The sequence below is a fragment of the Capnocytophaga sp. ARDL2 genome, assembly GCF_041530365.1.
GTDB lineage: Bacteria > Bacteroidota > Bacteroidia > Flavobacteriales > Flavobacteriaceae > Flavobacterium.
The window spans coordinates 1,760,349-1,780,323 of sequence record NZ_CP168034.1 but is presented as its reverse complement, the minus strand read 5'-3'; the positions used below and the strand labels follow the sequence as shown (position 1 = coordinate 1,780,323).

General features: G+C 34.8%; 13 protein-coding genes and 4 pseudogenes. 10 read left to right on the top strand and 7 right to left on the bottom strand.

Annotated elements, in window-relative coordinates; genetic code table 11:
* Positions 1-2: 2 nt before the first annotated feature.
* Positions 3-2,249: a hypothetical protein gene (locus AB4865_RS09000; RefSeq protein WP_372472932.1), complete on the bottom strand. Its 2,247-nt coding sequence runs from the start codon at positions 2,247-2,249 to the stop codon at positions 3-5.
* Between the two features lie 111 nt (positions 2,250-2,360).
* Positions 2,361-4,821, bottom strand: a pseudogene (gene lon, locus AB4865_RS08995) (endopeptidase La).
* A gap of 163 nt (positions 4,822-4,984) precedes the next feature.
* On the opposite strand from lon, the gene AB4865_RS08990 reads away from it, so the two are divergent.
* The 3 genes and pseudogenes from AB4865_RS08990 to AB4865_RS08980 all read left to right on the top strand — a co-directional run bounded on the left by AB4865_RS08990 (position 4,985) and on the right by AB4865_RS08980 (position 7,372).
* Positions 4,985-5,377 carry a DUF423 domain-containing protein gene (locus tag AB4865_RS08990; protein ID WP_372472931.1) on the top strand — a complete coding sequence of 131 codons (393 nt, stop codon included), beginning with the start codon at positions 4,985-4,987 and terminating at the stop codon, positions 5,375-5,377.
* 71 nt (positions 5,378-5,448) lie between these two features.
* Positions 5,449-7,061, top strand: a pseudogene (gene pckA / locus AB4865_RS08985) (phosphoenolpyruvate carboxykinase (ATP)).
* A 113-nt stretch (positions 7,062-7,174) separates the two neighbouring features.
* Positions 7,175-7,372 carry a helix-turn-helix domain-containing protein gene (locus AB4865_RS08980; RefSeq protein ID WP_372472930.1) on the top strand — a complete coding sequence of 66 codons (198 nt, stop codon included), beginning with the start codon at positions 7,175-7,177 and terminating at the stop codon, positions 7,370-7,372.
* A gap of 185 nt (positions 7,373-7,557) precedes the next feature.
* Here the strand turns inward: AB4865_RS08980 and AB4865_RS08975 are convergent, their stop codons facing one another.
* From AB4865_RS08975 to AB4865_RS08960, 4 genes and pseudogenes are all read right to left on the bottom strand, one after another.
* On the bottom strand, positions 7,558-8,376 hold the full coding sequence (locus AB4865_RS08975) for an energy transducer TonB (RefSeq protein WP_372472929.1): 819 nt from the start codon (positions 8,374-8,376) through the stop codon (positions 7,558-7,560).
* A gap of 42 nt (positions 8,377-8,418) precedes the next feature.
* A complete protein-coding gene (locus tag AB4865_RS08970; protein WP_372472928.1) occupies positions 8,419-8,814 on the bottom strand; it encodes an ExbD/TolR family protein in 396 nt (131 codons plus the stop codon).
* 3 nt (positions 8,815-8,817) lie between these two features.
* Positions 8,818-9,540 carry a MotA/TolQ/ExbB proton channel family protein gene (locus AB4865_RS08965; protein WP_372472927.1) on the bottom strand — a complete coding sequence of 241 codons (723 nt, stop codon included), beginning with the start codon at positions 9,538-9,540 and terminating at the stop codon, positions 8,818-8,820.
* Positions 9,541-9,559: 19 nt separating this feature from the next.
* Positions 9,560-10,785 (bottom strand): annotated as a pseudogene (locus tag AB4865_RS08960) (Glu/Leu/Phe/Val dehydrogenase dimerization domain-containing protein).
* Between the two features lie 299 nt (positions 10,786-11,084).
* Here AB4865_RS08960 and AB4865_RS08955 point away from each other — a divergent pair.
* The 3 genes and pseudogenes from AB4865_RS08955 to AB4865_RS08945 all read left to right on the top strand — a co-directional run bounded on the left by AB4865_RS08955 (position 11,085) and on the right by AB4865_RS08945 (position 13,996).
* Positions 11,085-11,934 (top strand): annotated as a pseudogene (locus tag AB4865_RS08955) (transketolase).
* A gap of 599 nt (positions 11,935-12,533) precedes the next feature.
* Complete coding sequence (locus tag AB4865_RS08950) at positions 12,534-13,487, top strand: transketolase family protein (protein WP_372472926.1); 954 nt, start codon at positions 12,534-12,536, stop codon at positions 13,485-13,487.
* Between the two features lie 320 nt (positions 13,488-13,807).
* A complete protein-coding gene (locus AB4865_RS08945) occupies positions 13,808-13,996 on the top strand; it encodes a cation transporter (protein WP_372472925.1) in 189 nt (62 codons plus the stop codon).
* A gap of 37 nt (positions 13,997-14,033) precedes the next feature.
* Here AB4865_RS08945 and AB4865_RS08940 read toward each other — a convergent pair whose 3' ends face one another.
* Positions 14,034-14,828, bottom strand: coding sequence for an IS5 family transposase (locus tag AB4865_RS08940; protein ID WP_372472924.1), 795 nt, complete (start codon positions 14,826-14,828; stop codon positions 14,034-14,036).
* A 113-nt stretch (positions 14,829-14,941) separates the two neighbouring features.
* Between AB4865_RS08940 and AB4865_RS08935 the strand changes: the two genes are divergently transcribed.
* The 4 genes from AB4865_RS08935 (at position 14,942) to AB4865_RS08920 (ending at position 19,888) form a co-directional block, all read left to right on the top strand.
* On the top strand, positions 14,942-15,601 hold the full coding sequence (locus AB4865_RS08935) for a class I SAM-dependent methyltransferase (protein WP_372472923.1): 660 nt from the start codon (positions 14,942-14,944) through the stop codon (positions 15,599-15,601).
* Positions 15,602-15,767: 166 nt separating this feature from the next.
* The gene (locus tag AB4865_RS08930; protein WP_372472922.1) at positions 15,768-16,466 is read left to right on the top strand and encodes a CPBP family intramembrane glutamic endopeptidase; all 699 of its coding nucleotides are present in this window, start codon (positions 15,768-15,770) and stop codon (positions 16,464-16,466) included.
* 107 nt (positions 16,467-16,573) lie between these two features.
* Positions 16,574-18,817, top strand: coding sequence for a heavy metal translocating P-type ATPase (locus AB4865_RS08925; RefSeq protein WP_372472921.1), 2,244 nt, complete (start codon positions 16,574-16,576; stop codon positions 18,815-18,817).
* Between the two features lie 174 nt (positions 18,818-18,991).
* A complete protein-coding gene (locus AB4865_RS08920; protein ID WP_372472920.1) occupies positions 18,992-19,888 on the top strand; it encodes a TIGR01777 family oxidoreductase in 897 nt (298 codons plus the stop codon).
* Positions 19,889-19,975 lie beyond the last annotated feature (87 nt).

The following is a 19,975-nucleotide window of genomic DNA, read 5'->3' as shown; positions in this document are numbered from 1 at the left end:
GTTTATCTTACGATTGCAATTTTTGTAGTTCCTATTTGAGCACCTTGGTTATCACTTACAAAAACAGTATAAACTCCAGAAGGAACTTTATTTCCAAAGAAATCCCTTGTATCCCATGTGATTGTACCACTATTAGCAACTATTTCATAGACTAAATTTCCTGCTACGTCAGCAATTTTTACATTTGAACGTTCCGTCAATCCTACAATTTTTACATCACCTACAAATTCTGGTCGCATTGGATTTGGAAAGGCGTACAACTCATCTAAATTGTCTCTGGTTGTAGATGAAGTAGGATTGAAAAAGGAAACAACTCCTTTTTCCGTACCAAAAATTACCTCTCCTGTCAACTCATTTATTTCGATAGAATGAATATTATTGCTCAACAAAGGTGAATTGGTTGTGTCGAAATGATGTAATGTTTCTTGTCCATTATATGAAACACAAAATACCCCAGCATCTGCTACTGCAATCCATTTATTGTTTGCTCCGTCAACTTTGATTTGTGAAATATTTTGATCTTCAAACAATTCTGATCCAATTCCATTTTCTTCGAAGATTATAGGAGTAACCGTTAAATTGTTGGAAGTTAAAAATTGATTTACATTTGGTAATATTCTTAAACTACTAAATCCTCCTATCCACAATTGATTATTTTTATCTACAGCTATACTTTCTATAAAATTAAATACTAAACCATTTTCTGTTGTAATAACATACAACTTATTTGATTGCTTTTCATTAAATCCAAACAAACCTTTACCTCTAGTAGGCGCCCACACAGTACCATTTTTATCAACAACAGGTTTAAAGGAATCTGAAAAATCTGAGGATAAATGATAGGATGTAAAGTTGTGATTTTTATCAAATTTATGCAACTCATTAGGTGCAAGAGAAGACATAAACCAACCATTTCCTTCAGAATCAAATGAAATACCATTTACCCTTACTGAATTATCTATATGCATTGCGGAAATTGGATATCCATTGAAAGCGTTATAAAATTTATATTCAAAATCATTTACAGATTGTTTATAATTTTTTACTTCAATAATCCCTGTATAAAAACTTGTGATATACATAATACTATCATCAAACGGAGGAAAAGCTACATCAGAAACCGCCGGAATATTATGTTGCTCTGTAGGGATAAATTCCCATTTATTATTTCTCAAAAAAGAAATTGGTGCTTTGATTAATGGATATGGATTATAATTCCTATGTCCTCCATATAAAAACCACAATTCGTTGTTCGGAGAATTTCTCACTTTGATTACCTTATTGCTATATGGCCCTTCTGGTGAAATTTTTTGCTTCGAAATGCTATTGTACAATCCATTTTCATTTGTTCCTACAAATGAGTATGTTGGATTTTTGTAAATTCCTGTTGTAAAATTAGTCAAATTTTCAACCGATTGAAAATTGTATTGCATTGTATTTGAAGTATTCAACACAAACATTTTATCCTCAAATATCAATGTAAGATTGTTTCCAAAAACAGTCATCTCTTTTACTGTTGCATCAAATAGTTTTACATCTACAAACGTACTTCCATTGTATTTGAACAAAGCATTATTTCTATATGCATACAACTCATTACCTAAAATTTCAATATTATCCCAAACTTCATTACTCAATGTAGCCCATTTGTTTACATTGACCAAATTTTCAGAAATTTTTCCTCTTCTCAAATGCCCATTCTCATCTATTACAAATAGATACTGATTGCTTACAGCAACGTCTTTAATCAATATTTCAGTCCCATTTTCACCTAAATAATACGTATCTCCAAATGTATTACTATTCAACAAAAACTTTGAAACCCCATATCCTGTCGCAATATATGCATTGCCACTTCGTACAACTATTTTAGTGATTTTCTTCTGTTCTGATAGCAAATTTGATTTATTTACAATATCATTGATATATTGAACATTGCCATTTGAAACAGAAATAAGTGCTATTTCTCCTTTTGCATTTCCTACTATAATTTTTTTGTTTGTAGGACTATAAGCCATTGTAGTTATATCTGCTATTTTCAATCCATTTATTGAATTGAAAATTTCTTTTTCATTGGTTATATCGTTGTGAATAATTACACTATTTTCTGTAGCATAAAATGTCTTGGAATATTCTGCATCAATCTCTACAATCTGGTTATAAGAATAATAATCTTTCCATTCTGTATATTTTTGAGAAAATGAAGTTAATGATACCCCCAATAACAGTGCTTGAACGACTTGTTTCATCTTTTTAGCTTTTAATAATTTACAAATATATCAAACTATTGGTTGTATCTCTATTTTTTCATAAAAAATTCCAGCCATTTTTTAATATGGCTGGATTATTTACTTACTATTTTAATTTTCCAACTTCTTTCGATAATTTTTCACCTTTTGGTTGGTAATCGCAATGTTGAGTACTTCTTCCATATGATCTACATAATGGAAAGTCAATCCTTTGATATAATCTGGATTGATTTTTTCTACATCGCGTTGGTTTTGCTTACACAAAATGATTTCTTTGATATTGGCTCTTTTAGCTGCTAATATTTTTTCTTTGATACCACCTACTGGCAATACTTTTCCTCTCAAGGTAATTTCTCCTGTCATAGCCAGGTTTTTCTTTACTCGTTTTTGTGTAAATGCCGAAACCATAGCGGTAAGCATTGCTATACCAGCACTTGGTCCGTCTTTTGGTGTAGCTCCTTCGGGTACATGCACATGCACTTTGTATTTTTCAAATAATTCGGGTTTTATTCCAAAATCTTCCGCATACGCCTTGATGTATTCCAAAGCAATCGTAGCAGATTCTTTCATTACTGTACCCAAATTTCCCGTCATAGTCAGTCCGCCTTTACCTTCTGACAAAATAGACTCAATGTATAAAATATCACCTCCTACTCGTGTCCAAGCCAATCCTGTAACAACCCCCGAAGTTTCGTTATTTTCGTACATATCATTGTCAAATTTTGGCACTCCTAAAATAGTGATTATATCCTCTTCAGTAGGTTTTGAATTAAATTCCTCTTCCATCACCAATGATTTGGCTATAAATCGAGCAATTTGAGCCATTAATTTATTTAATGAGCGAACACCTGATTCTCTTGTATAGCGAGAAATGATAAATTCCAATTGTTTTTTACCCAATTGAATGACTTTTTTGTCCAATCCGTGTTCTTTCAACTGATTGGGCAACAAATGTTGTTTGGTAATTTCTACCTTTTCCTCGATGGTATATCCATTCATTTCGATAATTTCCATACGATCGAGCAAAGCGGGTTGAATGGTATTCAAACTATTAGATGTAGCCACAAACATTACTTTAGACAAGTCGTAACCTATCTCTAAAAAGTTGTCGTAAAACTCTTTATTTTGTTCTGGATCAAGCACTTCTAACAAAGCAGACGATGGGTCTCCATTGTGCGAATTTGACAATTTATCAATTTCGTCTAATACAAAAACAGGATTTGATGTTTTGGCTTTTTTCAAATTTTGCAAAATACGACCTGGCATTGCACCGATATAGGTTTTTCTATGTCCGCGAATTTCGGCTTCATCACGCAATCCTCCTAAAGAAAATCGCACATATTCCCTACCCAACGCATCAGCTATTGATTTTCCAATAGAAGTTTTTCCTACACCAGGAGGAACCGTACAAACACAAAATAGGCGATTTCATATCGTTTCGCAATTTCAAAACAGCCATATGTTCTAAAATGCGTTTTTTCACATCTTCCAATCCGTAATGCTCTTTATCTAAAAGCTCTTTTGCCTTTTTCAAGTCAAAAACATCTTCAGAATACACATTCCACGGCAATTCCAACATCAATTCCAAGTAATTTCTCATCAAAGCAAAATCTGGAGATTGATGATGCAAGCGTTGCATTTTGCTCAACTCTTTTTCGAAGTGTTCGTTTGTTTTGGCATTCCATTTCATTTGTTTGCCACGCTTTTTCATATCTTCGATTTCTGCCTCGTGCGTTCCTCCGCCCAATTCCTCTTGAATGGTTTTAATCTGCTGATTTAGGAAATATTCCTTTTGCTGATTGTCCATTTCCATTCGAGTCTTGTGTTGAATATCGTTTTTCAACTTCAATTTTTGCAATTCGGTTTGCATCAATTGCAAAGTAGCCAATGCACGATCTCTAAGGTCGAATCTTTCCAACAAAGATTGCTTTTCTTCAACAGAAATCTGCATATTTGACGAAACGAAATTGATTAAAAACTGTCCGCTTTCAATATTCTTGATGATAAAAGACATTTCCGACGGAATATTTTCATTGCTGTGAATCATATCCGTTGCCACATCTTTGATAGACTCTATAATCAAAGGAAACTCTGACTCTTCTACCCCTTCAAATGACTCTGAAACTGGTTTTGCAATAGCTTTTATAAATGGTTTATCTTCGAAAATTTCTTCCAAATGAAATCTTCTTTGACCTTGTAATAATACGGTATAATTTCCATTGGGTAATTTTACAACTTTCAAGATTTTTGCAATGGTACCTATTTCATACAAATCATTTTTAGTAGGGTCGTCTATTTTTTCATTTTTCTGTGCAACTACCCCAATCATTTGATTGTTTTGTTGAGCATATTCAATCGCCTTCATAGATTTGCTTCTCCCAGCTGTAATCGGAATCACAACACCAGGAAACAACACCAAATTTCTCAAAGGCAAAATACATAAAGTATCAGGAATTTCAATCAATGACATTTCCTCTTCTTCTTCAGGAGTCAATAATGGAATAAATTCTGCATTACTGTCCAATTCGGGAAGTGTCAAATTGTCAATAGTAATAATATTTTCTTTTTTCATCGGTAAATATTGTCAAAATGTCAGAAAAAAGCATATTTTTTAACTAAAAAACATACTTCTAATTATAAGATGGTATATTGGTCAATCACTGTGCCATTATATTCAAAAAATGTCATTGAATTTTTAATCACAAAACCTTACCTTTGCATAAAAACTACAAAACATGAACAAAAACATCATCTTATCAGGTGCTATTTTAGGAGCAATAAGTATCATTTTGGGAGCGTTTGGTGCTCATAGTTTAAAAGAAATATTAACTATAGATCAATTGACAAGTTTTGAATCGGGGGTTCGCTATCAAATGTATCATGCCATCTTTTTATTGTTTGTCGGATTGATAAATTTTCTTTCGGATAAACAACGAAAAACATTGCATATTCTGACATTATTAGGAACGATTATGTTTTCAGGTTCGATTTACTTATTAGCAACTCAAGATTTGATGGGAATGAACCTAAAATTTCTTTGGCCTGTAACTCCAATTGGAGGAACATTATTGATTATTGCATGGATATTTCTATGTTTTTATACTTTTTCTCAAAAAACTGACAAATAATAGCTTTTGTATGGTTTTTATTTACTAAGTTTGCCCAAAATTAATATTAACAAAAGATTTAAAATTACAATATGAGTCTTGTGGATACATTACAATTAGATAAGTATGGAATCAAAGATGTAAGCGAAGTGGCTTACAATCCAACATACGAAGAGTTGTTTATTGCAGAAACTGATGCAAATTTACAAGGATACGAAAAAGGACAAGTTACCGAATTAGGTGCTGTAAATGTAATGACTGGAGTATTTACTGGTCGTTCACCTAAAGATAAATACATCGTAAAAGACGCTGTTACAGAAAATACAATTTGGTGGACTTCTGAGCATGCTAAAAACGACAACAAACCAATTTCTCAAGACACTTGGAATGCTCTAAAAACAAACGTAGCAGAACAATTGTCCGGAAAAAAATTATACATCATCGACGCATATTGTGGTGCAAACGAAGATACTCGCTTAAAAGTTCGCTTTATCACTGAAGTAGCTTGGCAAGCACACTTTGTAAAAAATATGTTTATCCGTCCTACAGAGGAGGAATTGAAATCGTTTGGAGAACCAGATTTCGTGGTAATCAACGCCTCTAAAACTTCATTTAAAGATTACAAAGCTCACGGATTAAATTCTGAAGTATATATTGCGTTCAATCTTACTGAAAAAATACAGCTAATCGGTGGTACTTGGTACGGTGGTGAGATGAAAAAAGGATTGTTCTCAGTGATGAACTATTATTTACCATTGAAAGGAATCGCTTCAATGCACTGTTCGGCAAACAAAGGAAAAGACGGTGATGTGGCTGTATTCTTTGGATTGTCTGGTACAGGAAAAACAACTTTGTCAACAGACCCTAAACGTGAATTAATCGGAGACGATGAGCACGGTTGGGATAACGACGGTGTATTCAACTTTGAAGGTGGTTGTTATGCAAAAACAATCGACTTGTCAAAAGAAAACGAACCTGAAATTTTCGCAGCTATCAAGCGTGACGCTTTATTGGAAAATGTTACCGTTGATGCCAACGGAAAAATCGACTTTACAGATGGTTCGGTTACACAAAACACACGTGTTTCATACCCAATCGAACACATTGAAAACATCGTAAAACCAGTGTCTAAAGCAGGTCATGCAAAAAAAGTAATCTTCTTGACAGCAGATGCTTTTGGAGTAATGCCACCAGTTTCTAAATTGACGCCAGAACAAACGAAATACTACTTCCTTTCTGGATTTACAGCAAAATTGGCTGGAACGGAAAGAGGTGTTACACAACCAGAACCTACTTTCTCTGCTTGTTTCGGAAAAGCTTTCTTAGCTTGCACCCTACAAAATACGGTGAAGAGTTGGTAAAGAAAATGGAAGAACACAACGCTACTGCATATATGGTAAACACAGGATGGAACGGTACAGGTAAGCGTATTTCTATCAAAGATACTCGTGCAATCATCGACCGTATCTTGGATGGTTCTATCGAAAACTGCGAAACAACTATTGTTCCAATCTTCAACTTTGAGGTTCCAACGACTTTGGAAGGTGTAGATACCAACATTTTAGACCCAAGAAACACTTACGCTGATGCAAAAGAATGGGAAACGAAAGCTACTGATTTAGCGAAATTGTTTGTAGAAAACTTCAAAAATTATACAGACAACGAGGAAGGTAAATCTTTGGTAGTAGCTGGACCTCAATTATAAGAATTCATAATTTCATACAATACAAAAAAATCTGTTCGAACTATCGAACAGATTTTTTTATTAAAAATGTATGTCTAGTCCTGAAATAGCGATACACAAAAAGAATCGTTATTATGGAAAAGTATGTAAAACGTACCCAAAAGGATTACAATATGAGTTTTAAACTCAGTGTGGTAAAAGAAGTTGAATCTGGACAAATCTCCGTTACAGCAGCTACTAAAAAATACGGAATTCAAGGTCGAAATACAGTATTGAATTGGTTAAGAAAATTTGGTAACTTTGACTGGGAAAATCATACACCATCTAAATAGGTAGTATTTAATAATCTGTGTAAGTTAAAAAATTTCAGAAATAACTTTTTTAACTCACACACTTTGGGGGATAGTGTCCCTTGTGATGACTGTGATGAAATGTTTCAAACCAATTATAAAAATTTTAAATTAGAACATCTTATAAGTTTATCAGAAATCGATAGTTTTGACACTTTGTTTTTTTATTAATTTCTAAATGTAATCGCTACAAATCCTATTTGACTTGCTGGTGCATTGCTATCTGCTTTCCAGCGAAAGGTTCGTGCGGTTTTCAATGCAGGTTCTACCAAACATGGGGCACTATTTGTCGTACCACTCATCACTTGTTTTGCGTTGGTTACTTGTCCTTGTTTGTTTACAGTTACTTGGATGACTACCGTACCTGTTTCGTTACAATCTGCTTTGAAAATATTGTGACTTACCAAACTGCGACCGCTCAATCCCCAACTGTTTCCAGAACCAATTCCTTGTCCTCTACCCGCCCCATAATAACTATTGGCATACGGATCACCGTCGATTCTTCCTTTGTTTCCAGGAACTCCATCATCTCCCGTACCTGCTTGATTACCACTCCCCGAATTCCTTCCTGCTAAGATATTGTCTAAAGCCGAATTTGATGGTTTTCTTGTCGTGTTTTGCGTTGGTTTCGTTTGCGTTTGAGTAGATGTACGGTTCGTTGGTTGATTCGTTGGTTTTCTTACCTCTTTTTTTTGAACTTTCTCCGCTGCGACTATGGGTTTTGTTGCCACTTTATCTTGAGTAACTACCTTTTTATCAACTACTTTTGTTGGAGTTGGTTGTTTAGGTGTTTCCGTAGGTTGCGAAGGTGTTTCTACAGGAGCCGCAGGTCTTTCTTTTTCACTTTTAGGAGTTTGTCCAGCATTATGCTGACCAAAGCGAATAGCTATTTCACCACCTTGTTGCAAAAAGTTTTGTTCTATAGTCTGGAATTTATACAAAAAGATAACCAACAATAGTATCAAAAATACTATTGTGGTTATCAAAAATGATTTTTTTTCAGATGTTGTGTTTAAAAAAGTCATATTTTACTTAGGTTCTACAGCCAATACCACATTATAATTGTTGCGATAGGCAATATCCATAATAAACACCGCCTCTTCGATTGCTACACCTTTTGCTACGTGCAAAACAATGTTTTTCTGAGGCTGATCTTTCAACTTTTCTGCAAGGACTTCCTCTATCACTTCGGTAGATGTTTGGTCTTGATCCACAAAGAAGTTCAATTGGTCATCGATACTTACAGCTACGGTTTCTACTTCGTCAGATTTTCCTTCGGATGTAGGCAATACCAAATCCAATGCGTTGGTAGAAGTCATTGTCGTCAATGCAACAATGAAAAATATCAACAACAGAAAGATAATATCCGTCATCGAAGACATATTGAACTGCGTAGAAACTCTTCTTTTACCTTTGATATTCATAAATTATGCAGGTTCGTTTAACAAATCAAAAAAGTCTGCTCCTTCCGCTTCTAATTTATGAGAAAATCTATCAATTTTTCCGATGATGTGGTTGTATCCCAAATATGCGATAATTCCTACAATCAATCCGAAAACCGTTGTCATCATTGCGGTATAAACCCCTTCAGACAACATACTCATATCAATTCTCGATGATTTTGCTTCAGCCATTTCTCTAAAAGCCAATACCATACCTACTACAGTGCCTAAAAATCCTGTCATAGGTCCAATACCCGAAAGAGTAGCTAAATAATGTGTATTTTTCTCTAAATGATACACCTCTGCTTTACCAGCGTTTTCCATTGCCATATTGATGTGTTCGATAGGTTTTCCGATACGAGAAATTCCTTTTTCTATGACACGAGCAACAGGAGTGTTGGCTGCTTTACAAAACGAACGAGCTTCGCTTAACTTTCCTTGCGACAACATCGTTTTGATTTGAGGCATAAAGTTAGCATCTACTTTGGTTGTTGATTTTAGCGTTAACCATCTTTCGATATAGATAAAAAGAACAGCAAACAACATTACAAACAACAATACCATAATAGATTGCCCAATAATTCCACCGCTGAAAATCAATTCATACAATGAAGTTTCTTTTACAATCGGTTCTTGTGTTTGATTTTCTGCAACTTGGGTAACTTGATTTAAAGTATCGGTTGCAGGTACTTGTAAAATCGTAAACATTTTTTATACTTGAATTTTATTATACTAATTGAGCCAATGCAATTTCAAAAGCTTTAGCCGAGATATTTGTTTTCTCTTTGTGAGTAGCGTAAATAGCCTCGATAGCTTTTTTGATTGTATTTGATGCGTCTTCGAAAATTTCTTTGTCGTTTAAAGAAACTTTTTTCTCCATAAAATAAGCAAAAACTCTTGCCATACCACAGTTTGAAATAAAATCTGGAATCAATGCTACTTTTGAATCTGTGTATTCCATAATTGGCCAAAGAAAATTTCTTTGTCAGCAAAAGGCACATTGGCACCACAAGTAATCACTTCCAATCCTGAAGCAATCATTGCGTCAACTTGAGATTGTTGTACCAAACGCGATGCCGCACATGGAGCGAAAATTTCTGCACCCATAGACCAGATTTTCTCGTTGATTTCTGCAAAAGGCACCATATTATCAGCTACCAAAGTATTTCCGTTTTTGTTCAAGAACAATTCTTTTACTTCTTCAAACAAATATCCATTTGGATTCATAATACCACCGTCTCTGTCGATGATTCCTACGATTTTAGCTCCCATTTCTGCGAAATAGTAAGCAGCCGCAGCTCCTACATTTCCAAATCCTTGAACAATTACGCGTTTTCCTTTAATATCACCTCCAAAAGTATTGTAGAAATGACGCACTGCCTCTGCTACTCCGTATCCAGTAATCAAATCAGCTACTTTGATTTTTTTCTCAACCGATGGAGAATACGCAGCATCTGTAACTTCTTTTACTACTCCTTGACGCAATTGACCAATACGGTTTATTTTTTCTGCTTCCGTTGGTTTGAAGTGTCCGTTGAAAACCCCCTCTTGTGGATGCCACAAACCGCAATCTTCAGTCATAGGGATTACTTCGTGGATTTCGTCCACATTTAAATCTCCACCTGTACCATAATAGTTTTTCAACAATGGGAAAACCGCTTTGTACCATCTTTTCAATACTCCCTCTTTTCGTGGATCTGTTGGATCAAAATTGATACCTGATTTTGCACCACCGATTGCTGGTCCTGCAACTGTAAACTTCACTTCCATTGTTTTTGCTAACGAAAGTACTTCGTTCATATCCAACCCTTTACGCATACGAGTGCCACCACCTGCAGCACCACCACGCAATGAATTAATTACAGCCCATCCTTCAGCTTCTGTTTCGCTATCAGACCAATGAAATACAACTTCAGGCTTTTTATTCTCAAATTTTTTCAACAAATCTTTCATCTTGTTTTTTTATTTAAATGTTTCAATTAATATATTTTATTTTTAATCCAACTACAAAGATATAATTTCTTTCGATAAAGAAACAATTTTATATCAGAATATTTCATTTCTTTACTAATTAATTATCAAATTTTCTGCTACAAACCAATGTTGAATAGTCTGTTAACGTTTGACCGTAGTATCAATACATTTATAGTTTTAAGTTAAATAAACAATAAAACTCATTTTTTCTACTAAATATCATTAACTAAAAAAATAAAATAAAGTATATTTGTACCCACAAATAATTCAATTTCTAAATGAAACCAAACACGCAACAATTACAAGATTTAATCGTTCAGGTAAGAAGAGATATTTTACGCATGGTACATGCAGTAAACTCAGGGCATCCAGGTGGTTCTTTGGGCTGTGTAGAATATTTCGTAGCTCTTTATCAAGTATTGATGGAAAACAACAAAGATTTCTCAATGGATGGAATCAATGAGGATGTGTTTTTCCTTTCAAATGGTCATATATCACCTGTATTTTACAGTGTATTAGCTCGTAGCGGATACTTTCCAGTGAGCGAATTAGCTACTTTTAGAAAAATCGACTCGAGATTACAAGGACACCCTACTACTCACTCGCATTTGCCAGGTGTACGTATGGCATCGGGGTCGTTAGGACAAGGTTTGTCGGTGGCTATAGGAACGGCTCAAGCTAAAAAAATGAACAACGATTCAAAATTAGTTTATGTATTGTTGGGAGACGGTGAATTGCAAGAAGGACAAAATTGGGAAGCAGCTATGTATGCTTCTGCAAAAAATGTGGACAATATCATCGCGACAGTAGATTTGAATGGTAAACAAATCGACGGACCTACAGACGAAGTTTTGAATATGGGAAGTTTGAAAAACAAATTCGAAGCTTTTGGTTGGGATGTGTTGGAAATAGAAAAAGGAAATGACATCGAAACTGTAATCAACGGATTGTCAGAAGCAAAAACAAGAACAGGAAAAGGAAAACCAGTGATGGTTTTGCTAAAAACAGAAATGGGTTACGGTGTGGACTTTATGATGCACACACATGCTTGGCACGGAAAAGCTTCCAAATGATGAGCAATTGGAAACGGCTTTGGCTCAAAACATTTCTACATTACAAGATTATTAATACACCTTTAGCTATTGGCATCCCGTATTTGGTGGGATAAATTGGGCTATAAGCAATTGGAAATGAGTGTTTATTGAAACTATTTTCTATTTTAGAGGATGGCTTTGAATTAAATAGTCATAGATAAAATTTTTGTGAAATGTATTTCAAATGGTTTCACACAGATTATCAATTTTATCATCCTTACGCTATATTTTAGCGATTCCTGATAACTAACGGGAGCAGATATATAAATTATGATGATTATTTTTTTTGATTTATCAAAAAAAATCTCTGGTAATCAGCTTTAAACTGAAAGTTTAATCGTTTTTAAATACATTTTTTTTATCATTTCAAAAAATCTGTGCCAATCTGTAAAATCTGCGTGAGAAACTTCCTTTTCTGTAGAGGGGCTGCGTGAGGAAAAAATCAAGATGACTTCAATGTTTTACAGTTGTTGTAACTTATGATTTCTCTAAAAGCGTAGCATTTCTGATTTTTATAGAAATCTCAGTTTCTCAGAGGTAATAAACTATGTGACTATGTGGTGAAAAATTGATTAATAGTTTCACAAAAATTTTAGAATAACCAATAATTTAAAAATTTTAGAAGTAAACAAAATGAAAAAATATACAGTATTAGGTCAAAAAGATACACGTTCTGGATTTGGAGCGGGATTGGCTGAATTGGGAAAAACAAATGAAAATGTAGTAGCACTTTGTGCTGATTTGATTGGTTCGTTGAAAATGGACGAATTCAACAAAAATCACCCAGAAAGATTTTTCCAAGTGGGAATTGCCGAGGCAAATATGATTGGTTTGGCGGCAGGTATGACCATTGGTGGAAAAATTCCATTTACAGGTACATTTGCCAACTTTTCTACGGGTCGCGTATATGACCAAATTCGTCAATCGGTGGCGTATTCTGAGAAAAATGTAAAAATCTGTGCTTCACACGCAGGACTTACTTTGGGAGAAGATGGTGCAACGCACCAAATTTTGGAAGACATCGGATTGATGAAAATGTTGCCAGGAATGACGGTTATCAACACTTGTGATTACAACCAAACCAAAGCAGCTACCATTGCAATTGCCGAACACCAAGGACCGGTTTATTTGAGATTTGGTCGTCCAGTAGTTCCAAATTTTATCCCTGAGGATATGCCGTTTGAAATCGGAAAAGCCATTGTACTTTCAGAAGGAACAGATGTAACGGTTATAGCAACAGGACATTTGGTATGGGAAGCTCTCCAAGCAGCTGAAACTTTGGAAGCTCAAGGAATTTCTGCCGAAGTTATCAACATCCATACCATCAAACCATTGGATGAAGAAGCAATTTTGAAATCTGTAGCGAAAACAAAATGTGTGGTAACTGCTGAAGAGCACAATATGTTGGGAGGATTGGGCGAAAGTGTTGCCAGAGTATTGGCGTTGAAAAATCCTGTACCACAAGAGTTTGTAGCGGTAAATGATGTGTTTGGAGAATCAGGAACACCAGAAGATTTGATGAACAAATACGGATTGAACGCTCAAAGCATCGTAGAAAAATCTTTGAAAGTTTTGAAGAGAAAGTAATTCTTTCAATAAGATATAAATCCCCTTTTGACATTTTTCAGAAGGGGATTTATGATTCTTTTATACTATGAGCGTGCCCCTTTGGGTCGCGTCGTCCACTGTATCTTTTTATTCCACTGCGGTTCCATAAAAAGGATGTCGCTTCCGCCACTCACGCGGGAGTTCTTCACAATTTATCATTGGTTTATCGAATGTAAAGTTATTTCAACATCCCTCCCATTCTCAACAAAAAATTCACGACCTTTGTACTATCAATATCAAAAAAATGTCAAAAAATAAAAACGCTATAATACAAACATTTCCCGTGCTTGGAATGAGCTGTGCCACTTGGTGTCAGTGGAGCAGAAAACATTGTCAGTCAGTTGGATGGCATCGTGTCGGTATCGGTAAATTTCGGGACGGGCAACCTTATGGTGGAGTATCTGCCCAATGTTACCAACATTCACGAAATCCAAAAAGCGGTGCAAAAAGGCGGCTACGACCTACTTATCGAAAATGAAGAAAAGTAACAACAAACCCTCGAAAATATTTACAAAAAAAAACTGTTTAAACTTTTCTAATAAACCTCATTATAAACCCTAAATACAACATTGCAACCCAAGTTGTATTTAGGGTTTCGTATCTCATTACCAATCCTTTAAATCCATCTAACCACGCAAAAGTCCGCTCTATTTTAAAACGATTTTTATACAATTTTTCATCAAAATAAACATCTTCATCCTGCCCATTTCTCGGATTTTGTTTGATATTGGCAATAATTTCTTTTTTCTCTAAAAATCGCCTTAAATCTCGGCTATCAAAACCTGAATATGCATTGAGAAACAGACCTTTATGTTCTATTTTTGCTTCTTTCAAAAGCCTCAAAATTTCTTTTAAAACCGATTCTATATCTTTCAAATCGTGATGATTACCAGATTTCGGACTGCCCATTGCTAAAATTTGCCCCAAATTATCACACAAAAAAATAGAATTGGTCATTTTTGACTTCTTTCTTGCTTGATAACCAACGGATTGACCGCCCATTCTGCATCGTGTATGACTTCCATCCAATTGCACGCAAGACATATCTAATTTTCGTTTGTTATGAAGCAATAAATTAAGCCAAATTCTCTGGAAATCACCATTTTTACTCCATTTGTTGAAGTAATAATAAACCGTTTGATAGCTTATTTTTTGGTCTTTAAAATACATTTCTACTGGAAGTTCTCTCCATTGACAGCCTGTTTTTAATCGTTTGATTATCAGAAGAGAAATCAATGATAAATCAAATTTTGTTTTAAATCCTCTTTTTCCTGTACTCAAATAAGGAAGAATCCATTTTTTTATCGTATCTTTGCCCAAAGTTCCTTGAATTTTAATTTTTTATGCAAAACAAAAATACTTATTTTTCTTGGAACTTTTACTCTTTTAAAAGTTTAAACAGGTTTAAAATCTAAAAAACTCAAATTTAGCCTATGTGCCAACAAAAATATAAAGAGTTAGCAGAGCAACTCCGATTGCCTTCTGGAGAAAAAGGTGTTGAAATTGGCAATATGATGCATCAATCAAATTTCTCAATGATCAAACACGCGATTGATTTTTTGGAAATTTTTGAGAATTCAAAAGTATTAGAAATCGGTCACGGAAATGCAAAACATTTGGAATATCTATTTAAAAATAAGCCCAAATTAGCTTATTTCGGTTTAGAAATTTCGGAATTAATGTATAAACAAGCAATTGAAAACACCACCCATCTTTCACTTTCTCAATCAATTCATTTTCAACTATATGACGGAGAAAACATTCCGTTTAAAGATGATTCTTTTGATGCTGTTTTTACGGTAAATACACTTTATTTTTGGCAAAATCCTATTCATTTTATTCAAGAATTGTATCGAGTGTTGAAGCCCAAAGGAAAATTAATTATAACTTTTATCCAAGAAAAATCATTTAAAAATTTACCTTTTACAAAGTTTGGATTCATTCCCTATAATAACCATTCAATCAAAGAGTTAGTTGACAATTCACGCTTTGTAATTCACAAATTTGAACATCAATCAGAAAATATTTTGAGCAAAATAGGCACTCCCATTTTAAGAGAATTTTCTACCTTTGTAATGAAAAAAGAATCATAGGAAAACAAAAAGCTCTTTTAAATTATTTTAGTTCACATATTACAAATAATAAAATGTAAAAACAGATTTCAGCATATTCAGAATTACACTGATTTACAGAACATTTTTGATTTAATGACAAAATAAATGAATCCCCCCTTAAACACTCACTAAAATTACTTGAAAAATGAAAGAATTACAAAAAGTAAATTGGTATAAAATTATCATCTTCTATTTTTCTATTCTAATAATAACTTTTTTATCAAGAAAACTACCAAATCTCTTTCAAATAATTGTGACTCTTTTTACAGAGGTACACTTACCGTGGAATTTCAATCACGGATTTGCAATTTTAATTGTTTCAATCCTTTTTTATAAATTTTATACAGATGAAAAATCCAAAATTTCTTTCTTAGGAAATCAAAAAGTAAAAGCATTGCTTTTTCCAATTATTCTATTTACAGGCTATACTATTTATGGATTCAAAAACAACCAAGGAGTTGATGAACATATTTGGGCATTTATATTTTGTTTCATAACATTTATTTATAATATTATGGAAGAATACACTTGGCGAGGATATCTAATTGAAAATTTAGGAAAGTTAAATCTAATTATAAAAAGCTTAATATCAGGAATATTTTGGGCTGTATGGCATGTATTCATATTCAATGATTTTGAACAATATGGTGGATTTTATCTATTTCTCATATTTTGCATTGTTTTTTCAATTTTGCTTACTTTTTCAGTTTTAAAAACAAAATCACTAATTGTTCCCGCTACTATTCATACTTTATTGATTAAAACGAATATTGTAACATTAATTTGTGTTATTGTTTTTTTGATTATTCTAACCACTTGGAATAAAATTATGCTTAAGAAATGAGCTTTAATAAAAAACACTTAACAAGCAATCTTACAATCCTTCAAAAAAATTCCACAACAATCCTTAGCAAAAAATTCACGAAATTCGCATTATAAAAATCAAGAAAAATGTCAAAAAATAAAAATACCATCACACAAACTTTTCCCATCCTTGGAATGAGCTGTGCGGCTTGTGCCAGCGGGGCAGAAAACATTGTAAAGCAAACCCAGGGCATCGTATCGGCTTCGGTAAATTTTGCCACGGGCAACCTTACGGTGGAATATTTTCCGAGTGCAACAAGCATTGCCGAAATAAAAAAAGCCGTACAAAAAGGCGGGTACGACCTACTTATCGAAAATGAAGAAGAACAACAACAAACCCTCGAAAACATTCACGAAGAGAAACTTAAAAAACTGAAATTCAAAACCACTTGGGCAATTATCTTTTCGCTTCCTGTGGTGATTATCGGAATGTTTTTTATGAATATGCCCTATGGCAACGAAACTTCGTGGTTATTTGCTACGCCTGTCGTATTTTGGTTAGGAAAAGATTTTTTCGTAAATGCGTGGAAACAAGCCCAACATCGCACTGCCAATATGGATACACTCGTGGCACTCAGCACAGGAATCGCCTACATTTTCAGTGTAGCGATGATGGTTTTCGCCGAATCTTTGCATCGAATGGGCATTCATCCGCATATTTATTTTGAGGCTGCTTCGGTGATTATTGCCTTTATTTTATTGGGACGATATTTAGAAGAAAAAGCCAAAGGAAATACTTCCACAGCCATAAAAAAGCTAATGGGATTACAGCCCAAAACCGTGGTGGTACTTGATGAAAATACTGAAAAAATTACTCCGATAGGCGAGGTAAATGCAGGGGATATTATTCTTGTAAAACCCGGTGAAAAGATTGCCGTAGACGGTGTGGTGACTTTGGGAACTTCCTTTGTGGACGAAAGTATGCTCAGTGGAGAACCTGTGCCTGTACAGAAATCCAAAGGCGAAAAAGTCTATGCAGGAACGATTAACCAAAAGGGAAGTTTTCAGTTTCAAGCTAAAAAGGTAGGCAAAGAGACACTCCTTGCTCAAATCATTAAAACCGTGCAAGACGCTCAGGGAAGTAAAGCCCCCGTACAAAAGTTAGTGGATAAAATTGCAGCGATTTTTGTGCCTACGGTTTTAGCAATTGCCGTGCTGACTTTCGCACTTTGGGTAATTTTAGGTGCTGAAAATCAATGGGTGCAAGGATTAATTTCCGCGGTTACGGTATTGATTATCGCTTGTCCTTGTGCCTTGGGATTGGCTACTCCCACCGCGATAATGGTGGGCGTAGGCAAAGGTGCTGAAAACGGAATCCTCATCAAAGATGCTGAAAGTTTGGAATCGGCAAATAAAATCAATGCGATTATCCTTGACAAAACGGGAACCATCACCGAAGGCAAACCGCAAGTTACCGATATTCAATGGTTAAACGATGAAGATACTACTGAAAATATTTTGGTAAGCATCGAAAAACAATCGGAACACCCGTTGGCAGAAGCGGTAGTGGGTTGTTTTAATAAAAACTTTGACAAAGTTGAAATATCGGATTTCCAAAGTATCACAGGAAAAGGAGCAAAAGCAATATTTAATGATAAAATGTATTTCGTAGGAAATCAAAAATTACTCCTCGAAAATCACATCAATATTGATGCAAAGCTAATTGAAAAAGCCGATGAATGGACACACCAAGCCAAAACCGTGATTTGGTTTGCTGATAGCCAAAAGGCATTGAGTGTGTTGGCAATTTCGGATAAAATCAAGGAAACTTCCATTCAGGCGATTGAAGAATTGCAACAAATGGGGATTGAACTGTATATGCTCACGGGCGATAACGAGACTACTGCAAAAGCTATTGCCCAACAAACGGGCATCGAGCATTATCAGGCAGAAGTTTTGCCACAAGACAAGGCAGACTTTGTAAAAAAACTGCAATCTCAAGGAAAAGTAGTGGCCATGGTAGGCGATGGCATCAACGATAGCACGGCACTTGCCACGGCAGATGTAAGCATTGCAATGGGCAAAGGTTCGGATATTGCGATGGATGTTGCCAAAATGACACTCATTTCATCAGATTTGACCAAAATTCCACAAGCCATTCGCCTTTCAAAACACACGGTGACGACCGTCCGTCAGAATCTGTTTTGGGCATTTATTTACAACCTTATCGGTATTCCTGTGGCTGCGGGAATCCTCTACCCTATCAACGGATTTCTGCTCAACCCGATGCTTGCAGGAGCCGCTATGGCACTGAGCTCCGTAAGTGTAGTGGGGAATAGTTTGAGGTTGAAGAAGAAGTTGTTCCCAAAAACTTCTTTCGTAAATTTCTAAAATTGTAACCATTTTTTTCTATTTCTTCTAAGAAGAGGAATAAAAACTAATTGAAAGGTGAAATTTTTCAAAAAGGAATAAAGAAAACTTCAAATTCTTTTTCTAATAAATTTCACCAAATGATTACTAAATTTGTATTTCTAAATAATTTAAAAGCTCGGAAAATATTAGAGAATGTCGCAAGAAGTAGTATTAATTACAGGTGGTTCGGGGATGTACGCTCAAGCATTGGCAGAGGCATTGACTCCAACCTATCAGGTTCGATTTTTGAGTCGAAAGGCAGACAAACCCAATCATTTTTTATGGGATATTGACAAAGGATATATTGCTAATAATGCTTTAATCGGTGTGCAACATATCGTGCATTTGGCGGGTGCTTCTATTGGTGAGAAACGTTGGACAAAAAGCCGTAAACAAGAGATTTTGGACAGTAGAATTACTTCTGCTAAACTATTATTCCAATCTGTAAAACAGCATAATATAAAGCTCAAAACTTTTGTTTCGGCTTCTGCAGTAGGATATTACGGTTCTGTAACTTCTCAGAATATTTACACTGAAAATTCGACTTTAGGTAATGATTTCCTAAGTGATGTCTGTCAACAATGGGAACAAGCCGCTGATGCTTTTACAGAGGTTTCCGACCGGGTATTGAAATTGCGTTTAGGCGTAATTCTTAGTAATCGAGGTGGGATACTAGCTACCTTACTACCTATTTTTAACAAGGGACTTGCTCAGGTGATGGGCAATGGCAAACAGTGGATTCCATGGATAGATTTAGATGATTTAGTTCGTGTTACGTTGTTTTTAATGCACCATAACTTAACTTCGGGAATATATAATGTTGTGGCTCCTGAACATATCACTAATAAAAAATTTACTCATACCCTAGCAAAAATAGTAGGAAAAAGGGTTGTTTTACCTGCCTTACCTGCTATTATATTGAAAATAATTTTAGGCGAAGCATCAGTGTTAATGCTTGAGGGAAGTCGCGTAGAAGCCCAACGGTTGGAGGAATTAGGCTTTGAATTTCAATGCAAAACTTTAGAGCAATCTTTACGGAAATGGGTGTGAATAATTATCTATTGCCAATTTTAAATTATCAATAACATTAACTCCCCTCCTATTTCATATCAATAAAATAATTCAATCCGAAAAAAT